20 protein-coding genes are annotated in these 18,623 nt (G+C 74.9%); 6 read left to right on the plus strand and 14 right to left on the minus strand.

Going from position 1 to position 18,623, the window contains the following annotated elements; translation table 11 throughout:
• Positions 1-50 precede the first annotated feature (50 nt).
• Genes cydD through OM98_RS11845 form a run of 3 tightly spaced genes read left to right on the plus strand, consistent with a single transcriptional unit; the run spans position 51 to position 4,752 of the window.
• Positions 51-1,832, plus strand: coding sequence for a thiol reductant ABC exporter subunit CydD (gene cydD, locus OM98_RS11835; RefSeq protein ID WP_010534843.1), 1,782 nt, complete (start codon positions 51-53; stop codon positions 1,830-1,832).
• Positions 1,829-3,583: a thiol reductant ABC exporter subunit CydC gene (gene cydC, locus OM98_RS11840; RefSeq protein WP_010534844.1), complete on the plus strand. Its 1,755-nt coding sequence runs from the start codon at positions 1,829-1,831 to the stop codon at positions 3,581-3,583. The genes cydD and cydC overlap by 4 nt, the downstream gene beginning before the upstream one ends.
• Positions 3,580-4,752 carry a GAF domain-containing sensor histidine kinase gene (locus tag OM98_RS11845; protein WP_010534845.1) on the plus strand — a complete coding sequence of 391 codons (1,173 nt, stop codon included), beginning with the start codon at positions 3,580-3,582 and terminating at the stop codon, positions 4,750-4,752. Before cydC ends, OM98_RS11845 begins: the two co-directional genes overlap by 4 nt.
• A gap of 22 nt (positions 4,753-4,774) precedes the next feature.
• On the opposite strand, the gene OM98_RS11850 is transcribed toward OM98_RS11845, so the two are convergent.
• The 8 genes from OM98_RS11850 to OM98_RS11885 all read right to left on the minus strand — a co-directional run bounded on the left by OM98_RS11850 (position 4,775) and on the right by OM98_RS11885 (position 10,088).
• On the minus strand, positions 4,775-5,389 hold the full coding sequence (locus OM98_RS11850) for a response regulator transcription factor (RefSeq protein ID WP_010534846.1): 615 nt from the start codon (positions 5,387-5,389) through the stop codon (positions 4,775-4,777).
• Positions 5,382-6,389, minus strand: a complete 1,008-nt coding sequence (gene mutM, locus OM98_RS11855; RefSeq protein WP_010534847.1) for a bifunctional DNA-formamidopyrimidine glycosylase/DNA-(apurinic or apyrimidinic site) lyase — start codon at positions 6,387-6,389, stop codon at positions 5,382-5,384. The genes OM98_RS11850 and mutM overlap by 8 nt, the downstream gene beginning before the upstream one ends.
• A 3-nt stretch (positions 6,390-6,392) precedes the next feature.
• Entirely contained in the window at positions 6,393-7,145 is a 753-nt protein-coding gene (gene rnc, locus OM98_RS11860) for a ribonuclease III (RefSeq protein ID WP_010534848.1), read from the minus strand.
• Positions 7,145-7,726 carry a YceD family protein gene (locus OM98_RS11865; protein WP_010534849.1) on the minus strand — a complete coding sequence of 194 codons (582 nt, stop codon included), beginning with the start codon at positions 7,724-7,726 and terminating at the stop codon, positions 7,145-7,147. Before OM98_RS11865 ends, rnc begins: the two co-directional genes overlap by 1 nt.
• A gap of 35 nt (positions 7,727-7,761) precedes the next feature.
• On the minus strand, positions 7,762-8,259 hold the full coding sequence (gene coaD / locus OM98_RS11870; protein ID WP_010534850.1) for a pantetheine-phosphate adenylyltransferase: 498 nt from the start codon (positions 8,257-8,259) through the stop codon (positions 7,762-7,764).
• A 4-nt stretch (positions 8,260-8,263) separates the two neighbouring features.
• Positions 8,264-8,674 carry a DUF3224 domain-containing protein gene (locus OM98_RS11875; RefSeq protein WP_010534851.1) on the minus strand — a complete coding sequence of 137 codons (411 nt, stop codon included), beginning with the start codon at positions 8,672-8,674 and terminating at the stop codon, positions 8,264-8,266.
• A 69-nt stretch (positions 8,675-8,743) separates the two neighbouring features.
• On the minus strand, positions 8,744-9,412 hold the full coding sequence (locus OM98_RS11880) for a GNAT family N-acetyltransferase (RefSeq protein ID WP_010534852.1): 669 nt from the start codon (positions 9,410-9,412) through the stop codon (positions 8,744-8,746).
• Positions 9,413-9,491: 79 nt separating this feature from the next.
• On the minus strand, positions 9,492-10,088 hold the full coding sequence (locus OM98_RS11885; protein WP_010534853.1) for a class I SAM-dependent DNA methyltransferase: 597 nt from the start codon (positions 10,086-10,088) through the stop codon (positions 9,492-9,494).
• 78 nt (positions 10,089-10,166) lie between these two features.
• On the opposite strand from OM98_RS11885, the gene OM98_RS14870 reads away from it, so the two are divergent.
• Positions 10,167-10,520, plus strand: a complete 354-nt coding sequence (locus OM98_RS14870; protein WP_010534854.1) for a helix-turn-helix domain-containing protein — start codon at positions 10,167-10,169, stop codon at positions 10,518-10,520.
• 59 nt (positions 10,521-10,579) lie between these two features.
• On the opposite strand, the gene OM98_RS11895 is transcribed toward OM98_RS14870, so the two are convergent.
• From OM98_RS11895 to OM98_RS11910, 4 genes are all read right to left on the minus strand, one after another.
• Positions 10,580-11,170 (minus strand): ClpP family protease, encoded by a 591-nt coding sequence (locus tag OM98_RS11895; RefSeq protein ID WP_010534855.1) that lies wholly within the window; start codon positions 11,168-11,170, stop codon positions 10,580-10,582.
• Entirely contained in the window at positions 11,167-11,850 is a 684-nt protein-coding gene (locus tag OM98_RS11900) for a ClpP family protease (protein WP_010534856.1), read from the minus strand. Before OM98_RS11900 ends, OM98_RS11895 begins: the two co-directional genes overlap by 4 nt.
• 181 nt (positions 11,851-12,031) lie before the next feature.
• The gene (locus OM98_RS11905; protein ID WP_010534857.1) at positions 12,032-12,622 is read right to left on the minus strand and encodes an RsmD family RNA methyltransferase; all 591 of its coding nucleotides are present in this window, start codon (positions 12,620-12,622) and stop codon (positions 12,032-12,034) included.
• Between the two features lies 1 nt (position 12,623).
• On the minus strand, positions 12,624-14,900 hold the full coding sequence (locus OM98_RS11910; RefSeq protein WP_010534858.1) for an ATP-dependent DNA helicase RecG: 2,277 nt from the start codon (positions 14,898-14,900) through the stop codon (positions 12,624-12,626).
• Positions 14,901-15,277: 377 nt separating this feature from the next.
• Here OM98_RS11910 and rpmB point away from each other — a divergent pair, with 377 nt between their 5' ends.
• Both rpmB and OM98_RS11920 read left to right on the plus strand, forming a co-directional pair.
• The gene (rpmB, locus tag OM98_RS11915) at positions 15,278-15,472 is read left to right on the plus strand and encodes a 50S ribosomal protein L28 (RefSeq protein WP_010534859.1); all 195 of its coding nucleotides are present in this window, start codon (positions 15,278-15,280) and stop codon (positions 15,470-15,472) included.
• 150 nt (positions 15,473-15,622) lie between these two features.
• Complete coding sequence (locus tag OM98_RS11920) at positions 15,623-16,279, plus strand: HAD-IA family hydrolase (protein WP_029362838.1); 657 nt, start codon at positions 15,623-15,625, stop codon at positions 16,277-16,279.
• 187 nt (positions 16,280-16,466) lie between these two features.
• Here OM98_RS11920 and OM98_RS11925 read toward each other — a convergent pair whose 3' ends face one another.
• Together OM98_RS11925 and OM98_RS11930 are read right to left on the minus strand one after the other, a co-directional pair.
• Complete coding sequence (locus OM98_RS11925; RefSeq protein ID WP_010534861.1) at positions 16,467-17,498, minus strand: phosphotransferase family protein; 1,032 nt, start codon at positions 17,496-17,498, stop codon at positions 16,467-16,469.
• A gap of 10 nt (positions 17,499-17,508) precedes the next feature.
• Positions 17,509-18,576 (minus strand): NAD(P)-dependent alcohol dehydrogenase, encoded by a 1,068-nt coding sequence (locus tag OM98_RS11930; protein ID WP_010534862.1) that lies wholly within the window; start codon positions 18,574-18,576, stop codon positions 17,509-17,511.
• Between the last annotated feature and the right edge of the window lie 47 nt (positions 18,577-18,623).

The following is an 18,623-nucleotide window of genomic DNA, read 5'->3' on the forward strand; positions in this document are numbered from 1 at the left end:
GTGACCTCCGGCCCGCGGACATGTCAGGACCGCCTGACAGACTGGCCGCGATGACCACGCAGACCGCCGAGCCCGCCCCGGACGCGGCTGTGCCCCCGGGCCCGGTCGACGTCACGGCAGCGGTCGACGAGCCCGCCCGCCGCGCCTCACGGGCGCCCCTGGACCCGCGCCTCGTGCGCGAGGTGCGGGCCGCCCGCGGGCACGTGCTGCGCACGGTGGCGCTCGGCGTGGTGCAGGCCCTCTGCGTGATCGCTACGGCGCTGGCCGTCGGCGCCCTCGGCAGCCGACTGCTGGTCGACGGGAGCCGGCCGACGGACTCCCCCGGCTGGCTGGCCGTGCTCGCCCTCGCCCTGGCGGTGCGCGCCGCCGCGGTGCTCCTCGAGCGGGCCACCGCCCACCGCGCCGCCACCGCCGCCATCGCGGAGCTGCGCGTCCGGGTGGTCGCGCACGCCGCCCGGCTCGGCCCCCGCGCCGGCGCCGGCCGCGGCGCGGACCTCACCAGCCTTGTCACCACGGGTCTGGAGAAGCTGCGCCCCTACCTGGTGGGCTACGTGCCGCAGCTGATGCTCGCCGCGACCGTCACCCCGGCGTGCCTGCTGGTGATCGCCCTGCTGGATCCGCTGAGCGCGGTCATCGCCGTGGTCACCCTGCCGCTGATCCCGGTCTTCATGATCCTGATCGGGAAGCTCACCGAGGGCCGCTCCGAGCGGCTGCTGGCGGACATGCGCTCGCTGTGGGCGCAGCTGCTGGACCTGGTGGACGGCCTGCCGACCCTGCGGGCGCTGGGCCGGGAGAAGGGCCCCGAGCGAGTGGTGCACGAGCTCGGCGAACGGCACCGACGCTCCGCGCTGGGCTCCCTGCGCTACGCCTTCCTCTCCTCGATGGTCCTGGAGCTGCTGGCGACCCTGTGCGTCGCCCTGGTGGCGGTGAGCATCGGGATGCGCCTGGTCTACGGGGAGATGGAGCTGGCCCCGGCGCTCGCGATCCTGGTGCTCGCCCCCGAGGTGTACCTGCCGCTGCGCGCGGTCGGCTCGCAGTACCACGCCTCCACCGACGGGCTCGCCGCCGTGACCGCCGCCTTCGAGGTGCTCGAGGAGCCGCTCCCCGCCGACGGCAGCGAGCCCGCCCCCGACCTCGCCACCGCCGCCCTGCGGCTGCGCGGCGTGGACGTGACCTCCCGGGAGGGCCTCGCCCCCGCGGGCCTCGACCTCGACCTCGCCCCCGGGCGCGTGCTCGCCCTGACCGGCGCCTCGGGGGCGGGCAAGACCACCGCGGTGTGGGTGCTGCTGGGCCTGCTGGAGCCCACGCGCGGCCGCGCCGAGGTGGTCGCTGCCGACGGCGCCGTGCTCCCTGTGACCGCGCTGGAGCGGGAGAGCCTGTGGCGCCAGGTGGCGCTGCTCCCCCAGCGCCCGGTGCTGCCCGCCGGCACCCTCGCCTCCGTGCTCGCCGAGGCCGCCCCTTCCGCGGACGCCGCCGCCCGGCGGGAGGCCGCCCGGCGGACAGGGCTGGACGCGGTGATCGCCGAGCGCGGCCCCGAGGCGCCGGTCGGCCGCGGTGGCCAGGGGCTCTCCCTCGGGGAGCGGCAGCGTCTGGCCCTGGCCCGCGCCCTGCTCTCCCCCGCCCCGCTGGTGGTGCTCGACGAGCCCACCGCCCACCTCGACGGGGCGAGCGAGCAGAAGGTGCTGGACACCATCGCAGCCCTGCGCGCCCAGGGCCGCACCGTGCTGCTGGTCGCCCACCGCTCCCGGCTGATCGAGGCCGCGGACACGATGGTCGAGGTGCACACCGCCCCCGCCGCCGGTCCCGCCCGGCAGGAGGTGTCCCCCGCATGAGCACCGCCCTGCGTCCGACGCCGGACCCCGCACGCACCGCCCGCCGCCGTGACACGCCCCTGGCCGAGGTGCAGCGCGCCCTGGCCATCCCCCGCGGGCGGCTGCTGGCCGCGGTGCTCGCCGCCTGCGCCACCCTCGGCGCGGCCTTCGCTCTCGCCGCCGTCTCCGCCTACCTCGTCACCCGCGCCTGGACCATGCCCCCGGTGCTGGACCTCACCGTCGCCGTGGTCGCGGTGCGCGCCCTCGGCGTCTCCCGCGGCGTGTTCCGCTGGCTGGACCGAATGCTCACCCACGACGTCGCCCTGCGCGGAGTGGTCTCGCTGCGCACCACCCTGTTCACGGCGCTGGCCGCCCGCACCGACGACGCCCTGACCCGGCTGCGCCGCGGCGATGTGCTGGCTCGGATCGGCGACGACGCCCAGGAGCTCGCCGACCACGTGATCCTCGCCGTCGTCCCGGCGATGGTCGCCGCCGTGATGGCCGTGGTGGCGGTGGTGACCATCGCCCCCCTGTCGCCGCTCGCCGCCGGGGTGATGCTGCTGGCTCAGGCGGTCGCGGCCGTCCTCGGCCCGCTGGCCGCCTACCGTGCCGCCCGCGCCCGCGAGGCGGCCTCGTTGGACACCCGCGCCGCGGTCACCTCCTCCGCGCTCGGCGTGCTCGACGACGCGACCGCCCTGCGGGTCGACGGGCGCCTCACCCCCGCCCTGGACGGACTGCGCGAGGCGCAGGACGCGCACGCCGCCGCCGTGGACCGGGCCGCCCTGCCCTCCGCGGTGGCCGCCGCCGTGGTCCCCGCGAGCATCCTGCTGGCCACCCTCGGCTCGCTGCTGGCCGCCGGAGCCGCCTGGACCGCGGGCGGGGCGAGCGCCGGCCAGATCGGCATCCTCCTGCTGCTGCCGCTGTCCTCCTTCGAGGCCGCCACCGCCCTGCCCGCGGCGGCCGCGCAGCTCGCCCGCTCCCGGGCCGCCGCCGCCCGCCTGCGGGAGGTCGCCGGGCCCCTCGACCCCCGCCATCCCCTCCCCGACCCCGCCGGGGAGGCACGACCGCCCGTGGCGCCCGAGCGCGCCCGACTGCGCGCCGCCGACCTCGACGCCGGCTGGACCCCCGAGGCGGTGCGCGTGCGGGACCTGACCCTCGACCTCCCGCCGGGCTCTCGGCTCGCCGTCCTCGGCGGCTCCGGGATCGGCAAGTCCACCCTGCTGACGACCCTCGCCGGGCTCCTGGACCCGGTCGCCGGTCGCGTCGAGCTGGACGGGCAGGACCTCGCGGCGCTACCCCCGGAGCAGGTGCGTGCCACCGTGACCTGCTTCGCCGAGGACGCCCACGTCTTCGCGACCACCCTGCGGGAGAACCTGCGCATCGTCCGCGGGGACCTGGAGGACGCTGAGCTGGTCATCGCCCTGGAGGCCGTGGGGCTCGGCGACTGGCTGGCCGGTCTCCCCCAGGGCCTCGACACCCTGCTCGGCCCCGACGGCACCGACGTCTCCGGCGGGGAGCGCCGCCGCCTGCTGCTGGCCCGCGCCGTCCTGCGCCGCGGCCCCGTGCTGCTGCTGGACGAGCCCACCGAGCACTTGGACACCGCCCGCGGCGACGCCCTGCTGCGCGCCCTGCTGACCCCTGGCGACACCGTCCTGGTGCCCGCGGCGACCACCGTCGTCGTCGTCACCCACCGCCCCGAGGCCCTCCCCTCCGGCACCCGCGTCCTGCGGATCGCCGAGGGGGGCCGCACCGTGAACGAGGTAGCACCATGACCCCACCCGCCACCGCCCCCACGCCCGTGGTGCCGCGCAACACGCCGGGAGGCCCGGAGCGCTCCCGGGTGCAGGATCTCGCCGGGGCCGTCCTCGCCGGGGCCGACACCGAGGACGTGCTCGAGCTCCTGCTCAGATCGGCGCGCAGCGACCTCTCCGCCCGCAGCGCCCTGCTGGTGATGCCCGTGCGGGAGGACCTGTGGAGCATCGAGCTGGTGGCCGGGAAGGACAGCGCCTCGATGCTGGGACTGGAGATCGACCCCGCCGGGGCGCTCGGACTCGCCCTGACCGCGGCCGACCCCGAGGGCATCGAGGTGATCGGCGACCTGCCCACCGGCACCGAGGGCGAGCACCGGCCGGCGCTGGTCGCGGCCGTGGACGCCGGCGAGCACGGCGTGGGCGCGCTGGCGGTGCTGCACGCCTCCAAGCACGGCACCTTCTCCCCCGCCGACCGGGAGCGGCTGGACGCCCTCGCGGGACTGGTGGGAATCGCCCTGCGCGTCCCCGACATGGGCGGCGACCCGGAGCTGGACGACGAGCGTCGCCGCATCGCCCGCGACCTGCACGACCTCGCCGTCCAGGAGCTGTTCGCGGTGGGGATGGAGCTGGAGAGCCTCACCGAGGCGCTCTCGACCACCGGGGAGCCGCCCACCAACGCCCGGCTGCGGAGCTCCGTGGCCACCTCCGTGCAGGGGGTCGAGAACGCCGTCGCCCAGATCCGCCAGATCGTGCAGTCGCTGCGCCGCGAGCGGGTCGAGGCGACCCTCGCCGAGCGGCTGCGGCACGAGGTGGGGCTGGCCACCTCCGGGCTGGGCTTCGTTCCGGGCCTGCGGATGCCCCCGCACCCGCCGGACCTCGACGAGGAGCTGCCCCCGGAGATCGCCGAGGACGTCGTCGCCGTGGTGCGCGAGGGCCTCGCGAACGCCGCCCGCCACGCCCACGCCAGCGCCGTCGCCGTCTCGGTGAGCGTGTTCAGCGAGGGCGTGGACCGGGTGGTGCAGGTCAACGTCTCCGACAACGGCCGCGGGATCGACCCGGGGGTGTCGCGCCGCAGCGGGCTGGCGAACATGTCCAGCCGGGCGCGGCGTCACGCCGGATGGGTGGACGCCTTCAACCTCGAGCCGGGCACGATGATCTCCTGGCGGGTGACGCTGCCGATCGTCGCCTGAGCGGCGGGATCAGGGGCGGGGATCACTTCCAGCCGGCGCGGCGACGGGCCGCGACCATCGCGGCGACCTGGGTGCGGCGCTGCATCCCGAGGGTCTGCAGGATCACCGTCACCCGGTTCTTCACGGTCTTCTCGGCGATGCCGAGGGAGTCGGCGATCTCCCGGTTGGAGTGGCCGTCGCCGATCAGCTCCACGATCCGGCGGTCGGACTCGGAGAGGTCCGGCTCCTGGTCCTCGTGGCCGCTGGGCCAGACGGAGGCGCCGCCGTGGATCGCGACGATCGCCTCGACGATCTCCTTGGAGCGGGCGGACTTCAGCATCAGGCCGGAGGCGCCGGCGGCGCGGGACTCCCGCAGCGCGGCGTCGTCGTCGAAGCTGGTGAGCACCAGCATGGGCTGCTCGGCGTCGATCTCGCGAGCCCGGCGCATCACGTCGATGCCGGTGCCGTCGGGCAGCTGCAGGTCCACCACCAGCACCTGCGGGCGGATCGCGGGGAGGCGACGGGTGGCCTCGGCGACACCGGAGGCCTCGCCGATCACGCTGAGTCGGGGGTCGGCCTCGATCGCGGTGACGATGCCGCGACGGACCACCTCGTGGTCGTCCACCAGCATCACCCGGATCGGGGTGCGCTCATCCATCGCTTTCACGGTGATCCTTCCTGCGTCGGGCCTCCGCGGGGGCGGCGGCCGGGGTGGGAATCCGCTGGCAGCCGGGGCAGAAATGACTCGATCGTCCCTGGTGGACTGCGCGAGCGATCAATTTACCGCACCGCGGGCAGGGTTCGCCGTCGCGGCCGTAGACCGCCAGGGATCGGGCGAAGTACCCGCTGCGGCCGTCGACGTTCACGTACAGCGCGTCGAAGCTGGTGCCGCCCACCTCCAGGGCCCGCTCCATCACGTCGCGGGTGCCGCGCAGGATCGCCAGGGCCCGGCGCTGGCTGAGCAGGCTGCCGGGGGTGTCGTAGCGGGTGCGGGCCTGCCACAGGCCCTCGTCGGCGTAGATGTTGCCGATGCCGCTGACGATGCCCTGGGACAGCAGCAGCGACTTCACGGGGGCGCGGCGGGCGCGGATCGCCCGGGCGATGCCGGGCAGGTCCGCGGCGGGGTCCAGGAGGTCGCGGGCGATGTCGCGGGCGTCGCGGGGCAGCAGCGCGTCGGGGTTGCCCCGGCCGGCGGGACGGCCGTCGGCCGCCTCATCGAGGGGACTGGTCCAGATGCCGCCGAAGAGCCGCTGGTCGATCATGTCCAGCCGCGCGCCGTCGTCCAGCGTGAGGGTGAGGCGGCGGTGGCGCAGCGGGTCGGAGGCGGGCCCCTCCGAGGGGGCGGGCACGGCCGCGGGGTCGCCGGGTTCGGGGAGCACGCCGCGCAGGCGCAGCTGGCCGCTCATGCCGAGGTGGGCGACCAGGGCGTCCCCGCGGTCGCCGCCGTCGGGCTCGGACAGGCGCAGCCAGAGGAACTTGCCGCGGCGGGCGACGGCGTCGATGCGGGCACCGAGCAGGCCGTCGCGCAGGCGGTCCTCCCCGCCGTGCTGGCGGCGGATGATGCGGGCGTCCAGCAGCTCCAGGCCGGTGACGGTGCGGCCGAGCACGTGCGGCTCCAGGCCGCGGCGGACGACCTCGACCTCGGGCAGCTCAGGCAATGCTCAGCCCCGGGGGATGAGGGTCTCGCCGCGCGCGGCCAGCACGGTGCGCACCGCGGTCTGGGCGGCGGCGAGCTCGGCGTCCTTCTTGGAGTGGCCCTCTCCGCTGGCGGTGACCACCCCGGCCACGGTCACGGTGGCGGTGAAGGTCTTGTCGTGCTCGAGGCCTGACTCGCTGAGCCGGTAGGCGGGGGTGGCGCCGGACTCGGCGGCGATCTCCTGCAGGCGCGACTTGAAGTCGTAGCTGGTCTCGAGGAACTCGTCGGAGTCCAGCAGCGGGGCCATCAGGTCCAGCACGAAGCGGCGGGAGACGTCCTGCCCGCAGGCCAGGTGCACGGCGCCGATGACGGCCTCGGTGGTGTCGGCGAGGATCGAGATCTTGGCGCGGCCGCCCGTGAGGTCCTCGCCGCGGCCCAGACGCACGTAGGAGCCGAGCTCGAGGCGGCTGGCGATCACGGCGAGCGCCCGGGAGGAGACGGTGCCGGCGCGGCGGCGGGCGAGGTCGCCCTCGGGCAGGCTCGGGTGGTCCGCGTACAGCTTCTCGGTGACGGCGAGCTGCAGCACCGCGTCGCCGAGGAACTCGAGGCGCTCGTTGTGGGGCAGCCCGTCGTGCTCGTAGGCGTAGGAGCGGTGGGTCAGCGCGAGGTCCAGCAGCCCGGACTCGCGCAGGTCCGCGGCCTGGGCGCCGTCCAGCGGGAGGGCGTGCAGCAGGGCGGTGGGGTCCGCGGCCTCGGTGGCCTGGCGGCGCCGGGCCATCAGCCCCGATCCTCGCGGGTCCCGCCCTCGGCGGCGTCGTCGTCGAAGAAGCCCTGCAGCGCGGCGAAGCGGTCGTCGATCACCTCGTGGTGGTGCTCGGGGTCGTCCTCCATGCGGAAGCCGCACTGGGGGCACAGGCCGGGGCAGTCGGGGCGGCACAGCGGCCGGTCCTCGGCCTCGACGGCGAGGCCGTCGCGCACCAGGGGGCCGAGGTCGACGATGTCGTCCTCCATCAGCACGGCGTCCTCGCGCTCGTCGGCCTTGACCTTCTCGGGGAACAGGAACAGCTCGTCCAGGCGGACGGCGATGTCCTGGGTGACGGGGTCGAGGCAGCGGGAGCACTCCCCCACCAGCTCGGTGGTGGCGGTGCCGTGGGCGTAGATGCCCTCGACGACGGACTCGAGCTCGGCGGCGACCTCGATGGGCTCGCCGGGCGCGGGCTGCATGGCCACACCGAGGTCGTCGCGGGCGGGGGCGGGCACGGTGCGCTCGACGGCACGGTGGGTGCCGGGCTTGCCGATCAGGTCGACGGCGTCGAAACGCAGGGCGCCGTCGAAGGGGCTGTCGGGGTTCGTGGGCATGCGGGAACCCTCCTCGGGGTGGTCGGGGTGACGGATCAGGATACGTCGGCGAGGGCGGCGACGGCGGCCGGCGGGAGCATGTCGTCGACCTCACCGCCGAGGGCGTGCACCTCCCGCACCAGGCTGGAGGAGATGTGGGCCAGGTTCTGGTCGGTGAGCAGGAAGACGGTGTCGATGTCCGCGAGGTGGCGGTTCATCCGCGCCATCGGCTCCTCGTAGGCCAGGTCGAGCTGGGAGCGCAGGCCGCGCACGACCGCGCCGGCGCCGACCTCGCGGCAGAAGTCGACCAGCAGGCCGCGGCCGAGGGTGCGGATCTCGGTGCGGCCGTCGAGACCCTCCGCCTGCAGGGTCTCGGCGATCACGCTGCGGCGGGTCTCGAGGTCCAGCAGGTTCTTCTTGCCCGGGTTGTGGGAGACGGCGACGACGACGTGCTCGGCGAGCGCGGCGGCCCGGCGGGCGAGGTCGAGGTGGCCCAGGGTGAAGGGGTCGAAGCTGCCGGGCAGGACGACGGTGCTCGTGCGCGGGCTGCTCATGGCCTCACTGTATCCGCCGGTCCAGGGCGATCGGGGTGGTCTCCAGGGTGAGGGTGACGTGGTGGCGGCCGCTCTCCTCGATCTCGCCGATCTCGAGGGTGCCGGTGGTGCCGGCCAGCTCGCCGGTGCCGGAGCCGGGGGCGATCGCGTAGGTGAGGCCCGGGTCGCCGCCGGACATGGCGCCGAGCTGGTGGAAGGCGAGGGTGCCGCGGGCGCCGCGCAGGGTGCCCTCGAAGACCTCGGCGGCCACGTAGCCGGCGTCGCCCGCGGAGGGCTCCCCGGCGGTGAGCATCACCCCGGTGCTCTGCCCCTCCAGGGCGCCGGACCAGGTCTTGGTGAAGGTGAAGCGCTCCCCGCTCTCCAGCAGCGGCTCGGCGGGTCGCAGGTCGATGGTGAAGGTGGCGGTGGTGGTCATCGGGGCTCCCTCCCTCTCGGCGGCGGCGCCGCGCGCTGGGCCCCATCCTCGCAGTCGGAGGCGTCCCCGTCAGCCCTCCGTGGCGGGAAGGGGCGTGCCCTCGTGCTCGCCGGCGAGCTGCGCATAGCTCATCCCGTCCATCCACTCCCCGCTGCGGTGGAGGGAGTCCTGGCGGTGGGTGGCCTCGTGGCGCAGGCCGATCTTCTCCATCACCCGCCGGGAGGCGAGGTTCGCGGCGAAGCACTCGGCGACCACGCGCCGCACCCCGAGGCCGTCGAAGGCGAGGTCCCGCAGGGCGGCGGCGAGCTCGGTGCCGAGGCCCTGCCCCTGGTGGGCGGGGTCCAGGACCCAGCCGATCTCGGCGACGGTGCCGCGGGCCTGCTCGGCCACGTCGGCCTGGCCCCAGGCGTCGTCGCGGCGGATCATCCCGGTGGCGACGATCGTGCCGTCGAGCTCGGCCACCACGGTCGTGTCCAACCGGTGGTCCCACCACTGCTGGTGCGCCTCGGGGGTGGCGGAGAGGGTGGTGGTCCACCGCTGCACGTCCGGGTCCCCAAGCCAGGGCCAGATCGCCGCGGCATCCTCGGAGCGCGCGGGGCGCAGGACCAGCCGCTCGGTGCGCACCGGCCAGTCGAGGTCGGCGAGGGCGGGCTGGGCCGGGGCTTCGGGGCAGGTGGTCCTGGCCTCACCGTAGCCGGAGGCCGGGCGGGCACCGGCGGCACCCGCGGGCCTGTCCATGAGATGGATCGAGGGAGACACCGCCCCGCCATATGCAGGCCGCTGGCTCCTGTGATCCATCTGGTGGACAGCCCTCGGGTCACGGGCGGCGTGCGTGGATCGCGGCGTGAGGCCGTGCTCCCGGGTCGGTGCGCCGCTCCTCCTGCTCGATGCGGAAGCCGGCCTCGGCCGCCATCCCCGCCAGGACGTCGCACGGCCAGGCATACGCCCTGGTCACGGCATGGTCGAAGGGTTCGGCGGAGGAACTGATGTCGAAGAAGCCCAGCAGCAGCTGCCCGCCCGGCTTCAGCGCTCCGTGAAGGTCGGCGAGCGCGGCGGGCATCGCGGCCGGTTCGAGGTGGATGAGGGAGTACCAGGCGAGGATCCCTCCCCAGGCGCCGGGGGTTCCGGAGAGGTCGGCGACCTGACCGGTCCGCGCGGGGACGCCTCGGGCGCGGGTGGCCTCGACGAAGGCGGGCACGGGGTCCCAGCCGGTCACGGCATGGCCGCGGCCGGCGAGGTGGGCGGCCCACTGGCCGGGGCCGCAGCCGAGGTCGAGGATCGGGCCGGTGACACCGTCGGCCCAGGTCTCGATGGTGCGGCGGTCGGCGGGGGCCAGGAGCTCGACCTCACCGAGCCGTGCCGCGTACTCGGCGGCACGGCGCCCGTACGCCTGCCGGGTCCCCTCGATGCTCACGGCTCCACGGTAGGCGGGACGGTTCCGCTCAGGGCGGAGGCCCGGGCGCGGCGGGCCGGGCCGTCGTAGTCTCCGGTCATGGAGACCCCGGAGCCGCTGCTGCGTGAACTGATCGGTGGGGTGCTGCGCGCGGAGCGGCACCGCCAGGGCCGAACCCTGGCGCAGGTCGCGACGGCGAGCGGGGTGAGCATGCAGCACCTCTCGGACGTGGAGCGGGGCCGGAAGGATCCCTCCTCCGAGCTGCTCGCCGCGATCGCCGGGGCGCTCGGCCTCGGGGTGCTGGACCTGACCCGCCGGATCACCGAAGCCTCCGCCGACACCGGAACCGCGCGGCCCCGGGTGCTGGAGCTGCGTTCCCTGTACCGCTCCCCCGCACCGTTCCCGCCCGCCCGGCATCGAGGCGCCACGGCGGCGGTGCGACTGGCCGCCTGACCTCCCGGCGCTCCCCGGGGCACCGCGATTCCCCGGAGCGCACCGCCCGGGCATGACGCTCAGCGGCGGCGCAGCACCCGGTCGGCCAGGCCGTAGGCGACGGCCTGCTCGGCGTCCAGCACCCGTTCTCGCTCCAGATCGGCGCGGACCGTGGCGAGGTCGCGTCCGCTGTGCTCGGCGAGCACCGCCTCCAGCTCACGCCGCACCCGCTGCACCTCCTGGGTGGCGAGGATCAGGTCGGGCACGGCGCCGCGGCCGCTGGCCTCCAGGGGGTGCAGCACCACCCGGGCGTGGGGCAGGACGCTGCGCTGGCCGGGGGTGCCCGCCGCGAGCAGCACCACCGGAGCGGCGATGACCTGGCCGATGCAGGTCACGGCCACCTCGCAGCGTACGTAGGCGAGGGCGTCGTGGATGGCGAGCACGGCCTGCGCGTCGCCGCCCTCGGAGTTCAGGTAGAGCTGGATCGGCCGGTCCGGGGCGTCGTTCTCCAGGTGCAGCACCTGCGCGATCACGGTGTTGGCCACGCCGTCGTCGATGCCGGTGCCCAGGTAGACGATCCGGTCCGAGAGCAGCCGGGAGAAGATGTCGGCGCTGCGCTCGCCGCCGCGGGCGGTGGTCTCCAGGACGTTGGGGATCGTGTAGCTGCTCATCGCCGCATCTCCTGGCCGACTCCGGTCTGAGCGGCACCGACCTGCGTTCCGTCCACCTGCCCGGTGCCGAAGCCGCCGCGCGAGACCGGCGCCCCGAGCGGCAGCAGCTGGGACAGGCCGGTGAGGACGTGGTCGCAGAAGCCGTAGGCGACGGCCTCCTCGGCCTCCCAGATGCGGTCGCGCTCGGAGTCGCGCGCGATGGTCTCCCGGCTCTGCCCGGTGCGCTCGGCGGTGATCGCGATGAGCAGGTCGCGGTTGCGGCGCAGGTCCTCGGCCTGCAGCTCGATGTCCGCGGCGCTGCCGCCGAACCCTGCCGAGCCCTGGTGCATGAGCACCCGGCCGTGGGGCAGCACGTACCGCTTGCCGGGGGTGCCGTGGGTGAGCAGGTACTGCCCGGCGCTGTAGGACATGCCCAGGCCCACGGTGCGCACGTCGCAGGGCACGAGGTCCATCAGGTCGCCGATCGCCAGCATGGCCGGGACCAGTCCGCCCGGGGAGTTGATGAGCAGGGTGATGTCGCGCTGCGGGTCCTCGGAGGCGAGCAGCAAGAGGTGGGCGCAGAGGCGGGCGCCGTTGTCCTGGTCGAGCTCGCGGTCCAGCAGCAGGATGCGCTGGTGCAGCAGGCCGGTGGCGGTGCGGTCGGCGAGGGCGGCGGGAGGTGTGGTCTCGGTGCTGGTCATGCCCCGAGCCTGCGCCGCCCGGGGTTGTCTGCACAGCGTTCTCCGCCACCCGCTGATCCCCTCACGGCAGAGCCGCGGCCCCTGGGCAGCCTCCTGCTTGCCGAGATCTGCGTTCGGGTTGTCCTGGGCGCTCAGAACAACCCGAACGCAGATCTCGGCGGCGCGACCCCACCCGGAGGGATCAGGGGGCGAGGGGGCCGCCGTACTGGAGGACGGTCTCGCCGTAGGTCTTGGTGCCGTCGTCGCCCCAGCCCTCGGGCCAGGCGATGGGGCGGCTGCGGCTGGAGCGTTCGATGACGACCAGCGCCTCGGCAGCCAGAGCCGGGGCGAGGGTGGCCAGGAGGTCCTCCAGCACGGAGGTGTCCACGACGTAGGGCGGGTCGAGGAAGACCAGGTCCGCGGGAAGGAACGGATGCGCGGCTGGGGCGGGGTGATCGGAGGCGAGCTGTGCGGCGACGGTCTCGGCCTTGCCGGCACGGACCTCGCATCGCTCCGCGAGGCCCAGCTCCTTCGCGGTGGCACGGAGGGAGCGGGCGGTGGGGGCGTGGGTCTCGACCAGCAGCGCGGAGGCGGCGCCCCGGGAGAGGGCCTCGAAGGCAAGTGCCCCGGTGCCGGCGTAGAGGTCCAGCACCCGCGCCCCGGCCAGGGCGTCCCAGCCGGTCAGGCGGGAGAACAGGGCCTCGCGCACCCGGTCGGAGGTGGGGCGGGTGCCCTTGGCGACGGTGCCCGGCACGGGGCGTCCCCCCAGGGTGCCGGCGATGATGCGGGGCATCTCAGCTCCTCTCCACGTCGGGGTCGGCGTCGCGCAGGCGCGCGTCGATCGCGGCGGCGAGCTGCGGGTGGCCCTCCAGCTCGGGGTCGGCGGCGAGCACGGCGAAGGCGTCCTCACGGGCCTGCTCGATGACGGCGGCATCGCGGATCACGTCGAGGTGGCGCAGGGTGCGGCCGAGTCCGGACTGCACCTCCCCCACCAGGTCACCGGCGCCGCGGCGGGCCAGGTCCAGCTCGGCGAGGGCGAAGCCGTCGGCGGCCTCGGCGATGGAGGCCAGGTGCTCGGCGGCCGGGGAGCCGGGGTCGGTGCGGGTGTCGAGGAAGGCGATGCCGGGGTGCTCGCCGCGGCCGACGCGCCCGCGCAGCTGGTGCAGCTGGGAGACGCCGAAGCGCTCCGCGTCCAGCATCACCATCACGGAGGCGTTGGGCACGTCCACGCCCACCTCGATCACGGTGGTGGCGACCAGCAGGTCGATGCGACCGGCCTGGACCTCGTCCATCACCTGCTGCTTCTCCTCGGGGGCGAGGCGGCCGTGGAGGATCCCGATGCGGGCGCCGGCCAGCTCCGGGCGGGCGGCGAGGCGCTCGGCGGTCTCGACCACCCCGCGCGGCGGAAGGATCGTCTGCCCGGCCATGCCCGTCTCGGGCGGCGGGGCCAGCAGGGCGCCGTCCTCCCCGCGCCAGGACTCCGCGCCGTCCTCGCCGGGCTCCCCGGTGTCCTCCGTGCCGTCCTCCTCGATGCGGGGGCAGACCACGAACACCTGCCGTCCGGCGGCGATCTCCTCCCCGGCGCGGGCCCACATGCGCTGCTCCCAGGCGGGCTGCTGCTCGGGGACCACGTAGCTGGTCACGCCGGCGCGACGGCCGGGGCTCTCGCGCAGGGTGAGCACGTCGAGGTCGCCGACGGTGGCGAGGGCCGCGGTGCGCGGGATGGGGGTGGCGGTCATGACGACGACGTGGGGGCTCATGCCGTCGGGGCCCTTGGTGCGCAGGCGACGGCGGTGGTCGACGCCGAAGCGGTGCTGTTCGTCGATGACGACGAGGCCGAGGGAGGCGAACTCGACGGACTCGGTGAGCAGGGCATGGGTGCCGATGACGATGCCGGCCTGCCCGGAGGTGACGTCCAGCAGGGTCTCGCGGCGGGCGGCGGTGCGCTGGGAGCCGGTGAGCAGCCGCACCCGGGTGGCGTCGGGGTGGCCGTCGAGCTGACCGGCGCGGGCGAGCTCGCCGAGCATCGCAGTGAGGGTGCGGTGGTGCTGCTCGGCGAGGACCTCGGTGGGGGCGAGCAGCGCGGCCTGGTGGCCCGAGTCGACGGCGCGGAGCATGGCCCGCAGCGCGATCACCGTCTTGCCGGAGCCCACGTCGCCCTGCAGCAGCACGCTGGTGGGGTGCTCCCGGGCCAGGCGCTCGTCGATCTGGGCGCCGACCTCCCGCTGACCGTCGGTGAGCTCGAAGGGCAGGCGCTCCTCGAGGGCACCCTGCAGGGGTCCGGTGGCGCGTAGGGCCGGGGCGGGGGTGCGGGCGTCCTGGGCGCGGCGACGCGCGAAGATCGCCTGCAGCACGAAGGCCTCCTCGGTGACCAGGTGCGCCATCCCGGCGGTGATGTCCTGCTCGGTGAGGGGATGGTGGACCCCGGCGACGGCCTGGTCGAGCGGGAGCAGACCGCGGCGACGGATCACGTCCTCGGGCAGCACCCGGGAGAGCAGCTCCGTGTGCTCGAGGCCGTGCAGGGTGGCGTCGCGCATGGTGCCCTGGGCGATGGTCTTCTTCAGCGGGTACACCGGCAGCGGCCGCTCGGCGCGGGCACGCCCCTCGGGGGTGCCCTCGTAGGGCTCGTAGCGCGGATGAGTGAGCTGGCGCTGCCCGGTGCGGGAGTTGATCCCGGCGTTGCCGTAGACCGTGTACCAGCGGCCCTCGACCAGGTTCTGGCGGTGCCAGTGGACCATGTGGTCCTTGGGCAGGAAGAAGGTGAGGGTGAGCTCGTGGTCGCCGTCGGTGACGACGGCCTCCAGCAGGAAGCCGTAGCGCGAGCGCATGCGCCGGTCGCGCACGGAGACGACCTGCACGACGGCGCTCATCTCCTCCCCCTCGGCGATCTCGTCGAGGGCACGCAGCGGGGCGGGGCGCGTGTAGCGGCGCGGGGGGAAGCGCAGCATGGTGTCGAGGTCGCGCACCCCGAAGCCGGCCATCGCCTTGGCCTCCTTCGGCGGCAGCAGCTCCTTCAGGGCGGTGCCGGGCGGCGCGGCCGAGGCCGCGGCGGCGGAGGTCGAGCGGGCCATCGAGCCCTCCTTCCCCGGCCGACGGCCGCCTCCCTCGCCCGCGCGCGGGCCCGATAGTCTGTGCGGGGACGACGCTACCGGCCGCCACCGACGGATGAGCGCAGCGCCGCCCGCGTGGGGAAGGCCAGCCCCGGTGCACCGCCTGCGCGGCCGTGCGCGGGGCTGTGTCCGATGGCACAGGCCCCGGGCGTGCCCTCCGCCTTCATCCCGGCGGTGCCCGTGGGATACACTGCCGGGGTTGCCCTGACCCACGGGGGCCGTGCGTCCCCGCGCGATGCCCAGGTCACCGGCCCCGATCTGCCCGGTTCCCACGATCCGCCGGCGGACGTCGGCTCGGGTGGGCACCCGTACAGATTTCGATTCTTCAGGAGACGACAGTGGCTTCCACGTGTGACATCTGCGCCAAGGGCCCGAGCTTCGGCAAGAGCGTGTCCCACTCGCACCGCCGCACCTCGCGCCGCTGGAACCCGAACATCCAGACCGTGCGCGCCGTGATCAAGGGCACCCCCCAGAAGTTGAACGTCTGCACCTCCTGCCTCAAGGCCGGCAAGGTGCAGAAGCTCAGCGCCTGAGCGGTTCCCCCCGGGCCGCGCGCCCGGACCTCGGACCTCCGAGAGCCCCCACCGTGATCGGTGGGGGCTCTCGTGCGTCCCGGCCCGGGCTCCACTCCCCCGCCGCGTGGTCCCGCACGCGCGGCAGCGGGGACCCCTAGCCTGGTGACCATGAGCTCCCCTGCACGCACCGACGCCCTGACGGCCTTCCGGGACCTGACCCGGGAGCCCGCCGTGGCCGTGGTGGTCAGCGACCTGGACGGGGTGCTGCGCCGCTTCCCCGAGGACCTGTGGCCCTCGCTCGACGCGGAACTGGGCCTCGCTCCCGGCCGGCTGCGGCGGATCGTCCTGCGCCACCCGATCCTCGCCGAGGTGAGCACCGGCCGCGCCACCCACCGCCAGTGGCGTGAGGCCGTCGTCGCCACCCTCGCCGCCGAGGGGCTCGCCCCGCAGGCTGCAGAGGCCGCCGTGCAACGCTGGGCCACGACTCCGGCCACCATCGATCCCGCGGTGCAGGCGCTGCTGCGCGAAGCGGAGGGGACGGGCCGCCCCGCCTTCGTCTTCACCAACGGCACCGATCAGGTGCGGGCGGAGCTGACCGCGCTGGGGCTGGGCGAGCTGGCCCATGGGGACCGACTGCTGAACTCGGCCGAGCTCGGCGCGGCGAAGCCCGACCCGGAGGCCTACGCCCGGGCGCTCGCCCGTATCGAGGCGGTGCTCGGGCGGAGGGTGGAGCCCGCGACGATCGCCTTCCTGGACGATGGACCGGGCAACGTCACGGCCGCGCGGGCGGCCGGATGGCGCGCCGTCCATCTCCCGGCCCACTGATCGTCTTTTCCGCACGTCAGCCGCGATACAGCGTTGTCCGACTGTTACGGGTCCGGTAAGCGACCCGCAGGGCGCCGGTCACACACGGCACGCCGAGGTGGACGCGGACGACGACCGGCGCCAGCCATGGTGATCGCGGAGGACGACGACGGGCACCGATCGAGGTGATCGCGGGGGACGTCGACCGTCAGCCGAGATGGTCGCGGAGCTGGGCGGCCATCGCGCGGGAGGTGGCGGCCGCCTGCACGCCGCGCTCTCCCCCGGACTCCCCGACGCGGTGCAGGTGCGCGGCGGTGAAGACCACCTCCTGCAGCAGATGCGCCTCGCGACGGACCAGCAACGCCTCCAGGTCGAGGTCCGGCGCCGCAAGACCCGCGGCCGCGTGCTCGGCCTCGCGGGCGGTGAGGTAGTCCTCGGCCTGGGCACGGACCCGCGCGGGGGTGAGGACGGCATACCAGGGTTCGGCGGCCACCGGCCCACCGATGAAGGCGAGATCCCGGGCGGCGTCCCCGACCTGCGCCCACTCCCAGTCCACGAAGCGCACCTCCCCGGCCTCGTCCACCAGCAGGTTGGAGGCGGCGGGGTCGCCGTGCAGCAGCACCCGGTCGGCCCCGTCGAAGGCCGGGAGAGTCTGCTCCAGGCGTGCGAGGAAGGAGGGCCAGAGGGGCTCGATCAGGGCCTCGGCGGAGGCGGGCTCGTGCTCCTGCCACCATCGTCGGCCGTCCTCAGCCGCCGCCACGGGATCGATCCGCTCCGGGACCTCCAGGCCGGCGGTGTCGCCGTGGACGTGCAGCACGGCCAGGCGCTGCGCGAGACGGCGCAGCAGGGCGGGGTCGTCCCAGGCCGCCGCGGGCAGCATCCGCCCGGGCACCCGGGTGGTGACGGAGATCGACGCACCCGGCGTCGCCTCCGGGGTGTGCACGGCGATCGGTGCGGCGCCCAGGCCCGCGGTGACCCGGGCGAGGGTGGCGAGTTCGGCGGCCGGATCGCCGTCGAGCTCGGCGGGGTCCTTGTGGGGCACACGGAGCACCAGCTCGGCGGCGCCGCGACGGGCGAGGTAGGCGATGTAGGACTCGCCGCGGCCGAGTTCGGTCAGCTCGATGCCACCGGTGACCGGCGAGGGATCACCGGCGCCGGGGGCGCCGTCCCACCACGCGGGGTGGGCCTCCACGAGGTCGCGGAGGTGCTCCACCCCGGGCAGGGGGAGGGCGCTGCTCATCCGCGCGGGATCAGGCGTTCTCGAAGGTCGAGGTGTCGATGACGGCACGGAAGTACACCTCGCCGTTGACCACCCGGTCGTAGGTGGAGTCGACCTCGTCCACGCCGATGGTCTCGATGACCGCGCCGATGCCGTGCTCGGCGCAGAAGTCGAGCATCTTCTGGGTCTCTGCGATGCCGCCGATGTTGGAGCCCGCGAGGACCTTGCCGCCGCCGATGAGGGAGAACATCTGGAACTGCTGCGGGTTCGGCGGGGCGCCGACGACGGCCATCACGCCGTGGGGCTTGAGCAGGCCGAGGTAGCCGTCCAGGGGGATGTCGGCGCTGATCGTGTTCAGGATCAGGTCGAACTCGCCGCGGTGCTCCTCGAAGAAGCCGTCCTCGGCGGTGGCGAGCACCTGCAGGGCGCCCAGCTCCATCGCCATCTGCTCCTTCTTGCGGGAGCGGGACAGCACGGTGACCTCGGCGCCCATGGCCACGGCGATCTGCACGCCCATGTGCCCGAGGCCGCCCATGCCGAGCACGGCCACCTTCTTGGGCAGGCCGTTCACGGTCTCGCCGGCGCCCCAGCGGTCCAGGGGCGCGAAGGTGGTGATGCCGGCGCACAGCAGCGGCGCGGCGACGTCGAAGTCGAGCTCGTCGGGGATGCGGCACACGAAGCGCTCGTTGACGACGACCTTCTGGGCGTAGCCGCCCTGGGTGATGGTGCCGTCGACGTCCTTCGCGGCGTAGGTGCCGACGTTGCCGCGCAGGCAGTCCTGCTCCTGGTCGGCGAGGCACTGCTCGCACTCGCCGCAGGAGTTGACCATGCAGCCCACGCCGACGCGGTCGCCGACCTTCCACTCGGTGACGTCCTCGCCGACCGCGGAGACGACGCCCGCGATCTCGTGGCCGACCGTCAGCGGGAAGGGCACCTCGCCCCACTCGTTGCGGATGGTGTGGATGTCGCTGTGGCAGATGCCGGCGGCCTTGATGTCGATGACGACATCGTCGGCGCGCGGGTCGCGGCGCTCGATCTCGGCGACCTGGTACGGCTGGTCGGGCCCGGTCTTCTGCAGGGCCTTCACGGTGAGGGGCACGGTGTCTCCTGTCGTTCGGTGACGTGCTGCGCTCCACCCTAGACCCG

Source organism: Brachybacterium squillarum M-6-3, assembly GCF_000225825.1.
In the GTDB taxonomy this organism is placed as follows: Bacteria; Actinomycetota; Actinomycetes; order Actinomycetales; family Dermabacteraceae; genus Brachybacterium; species Brachybacterium squillarum.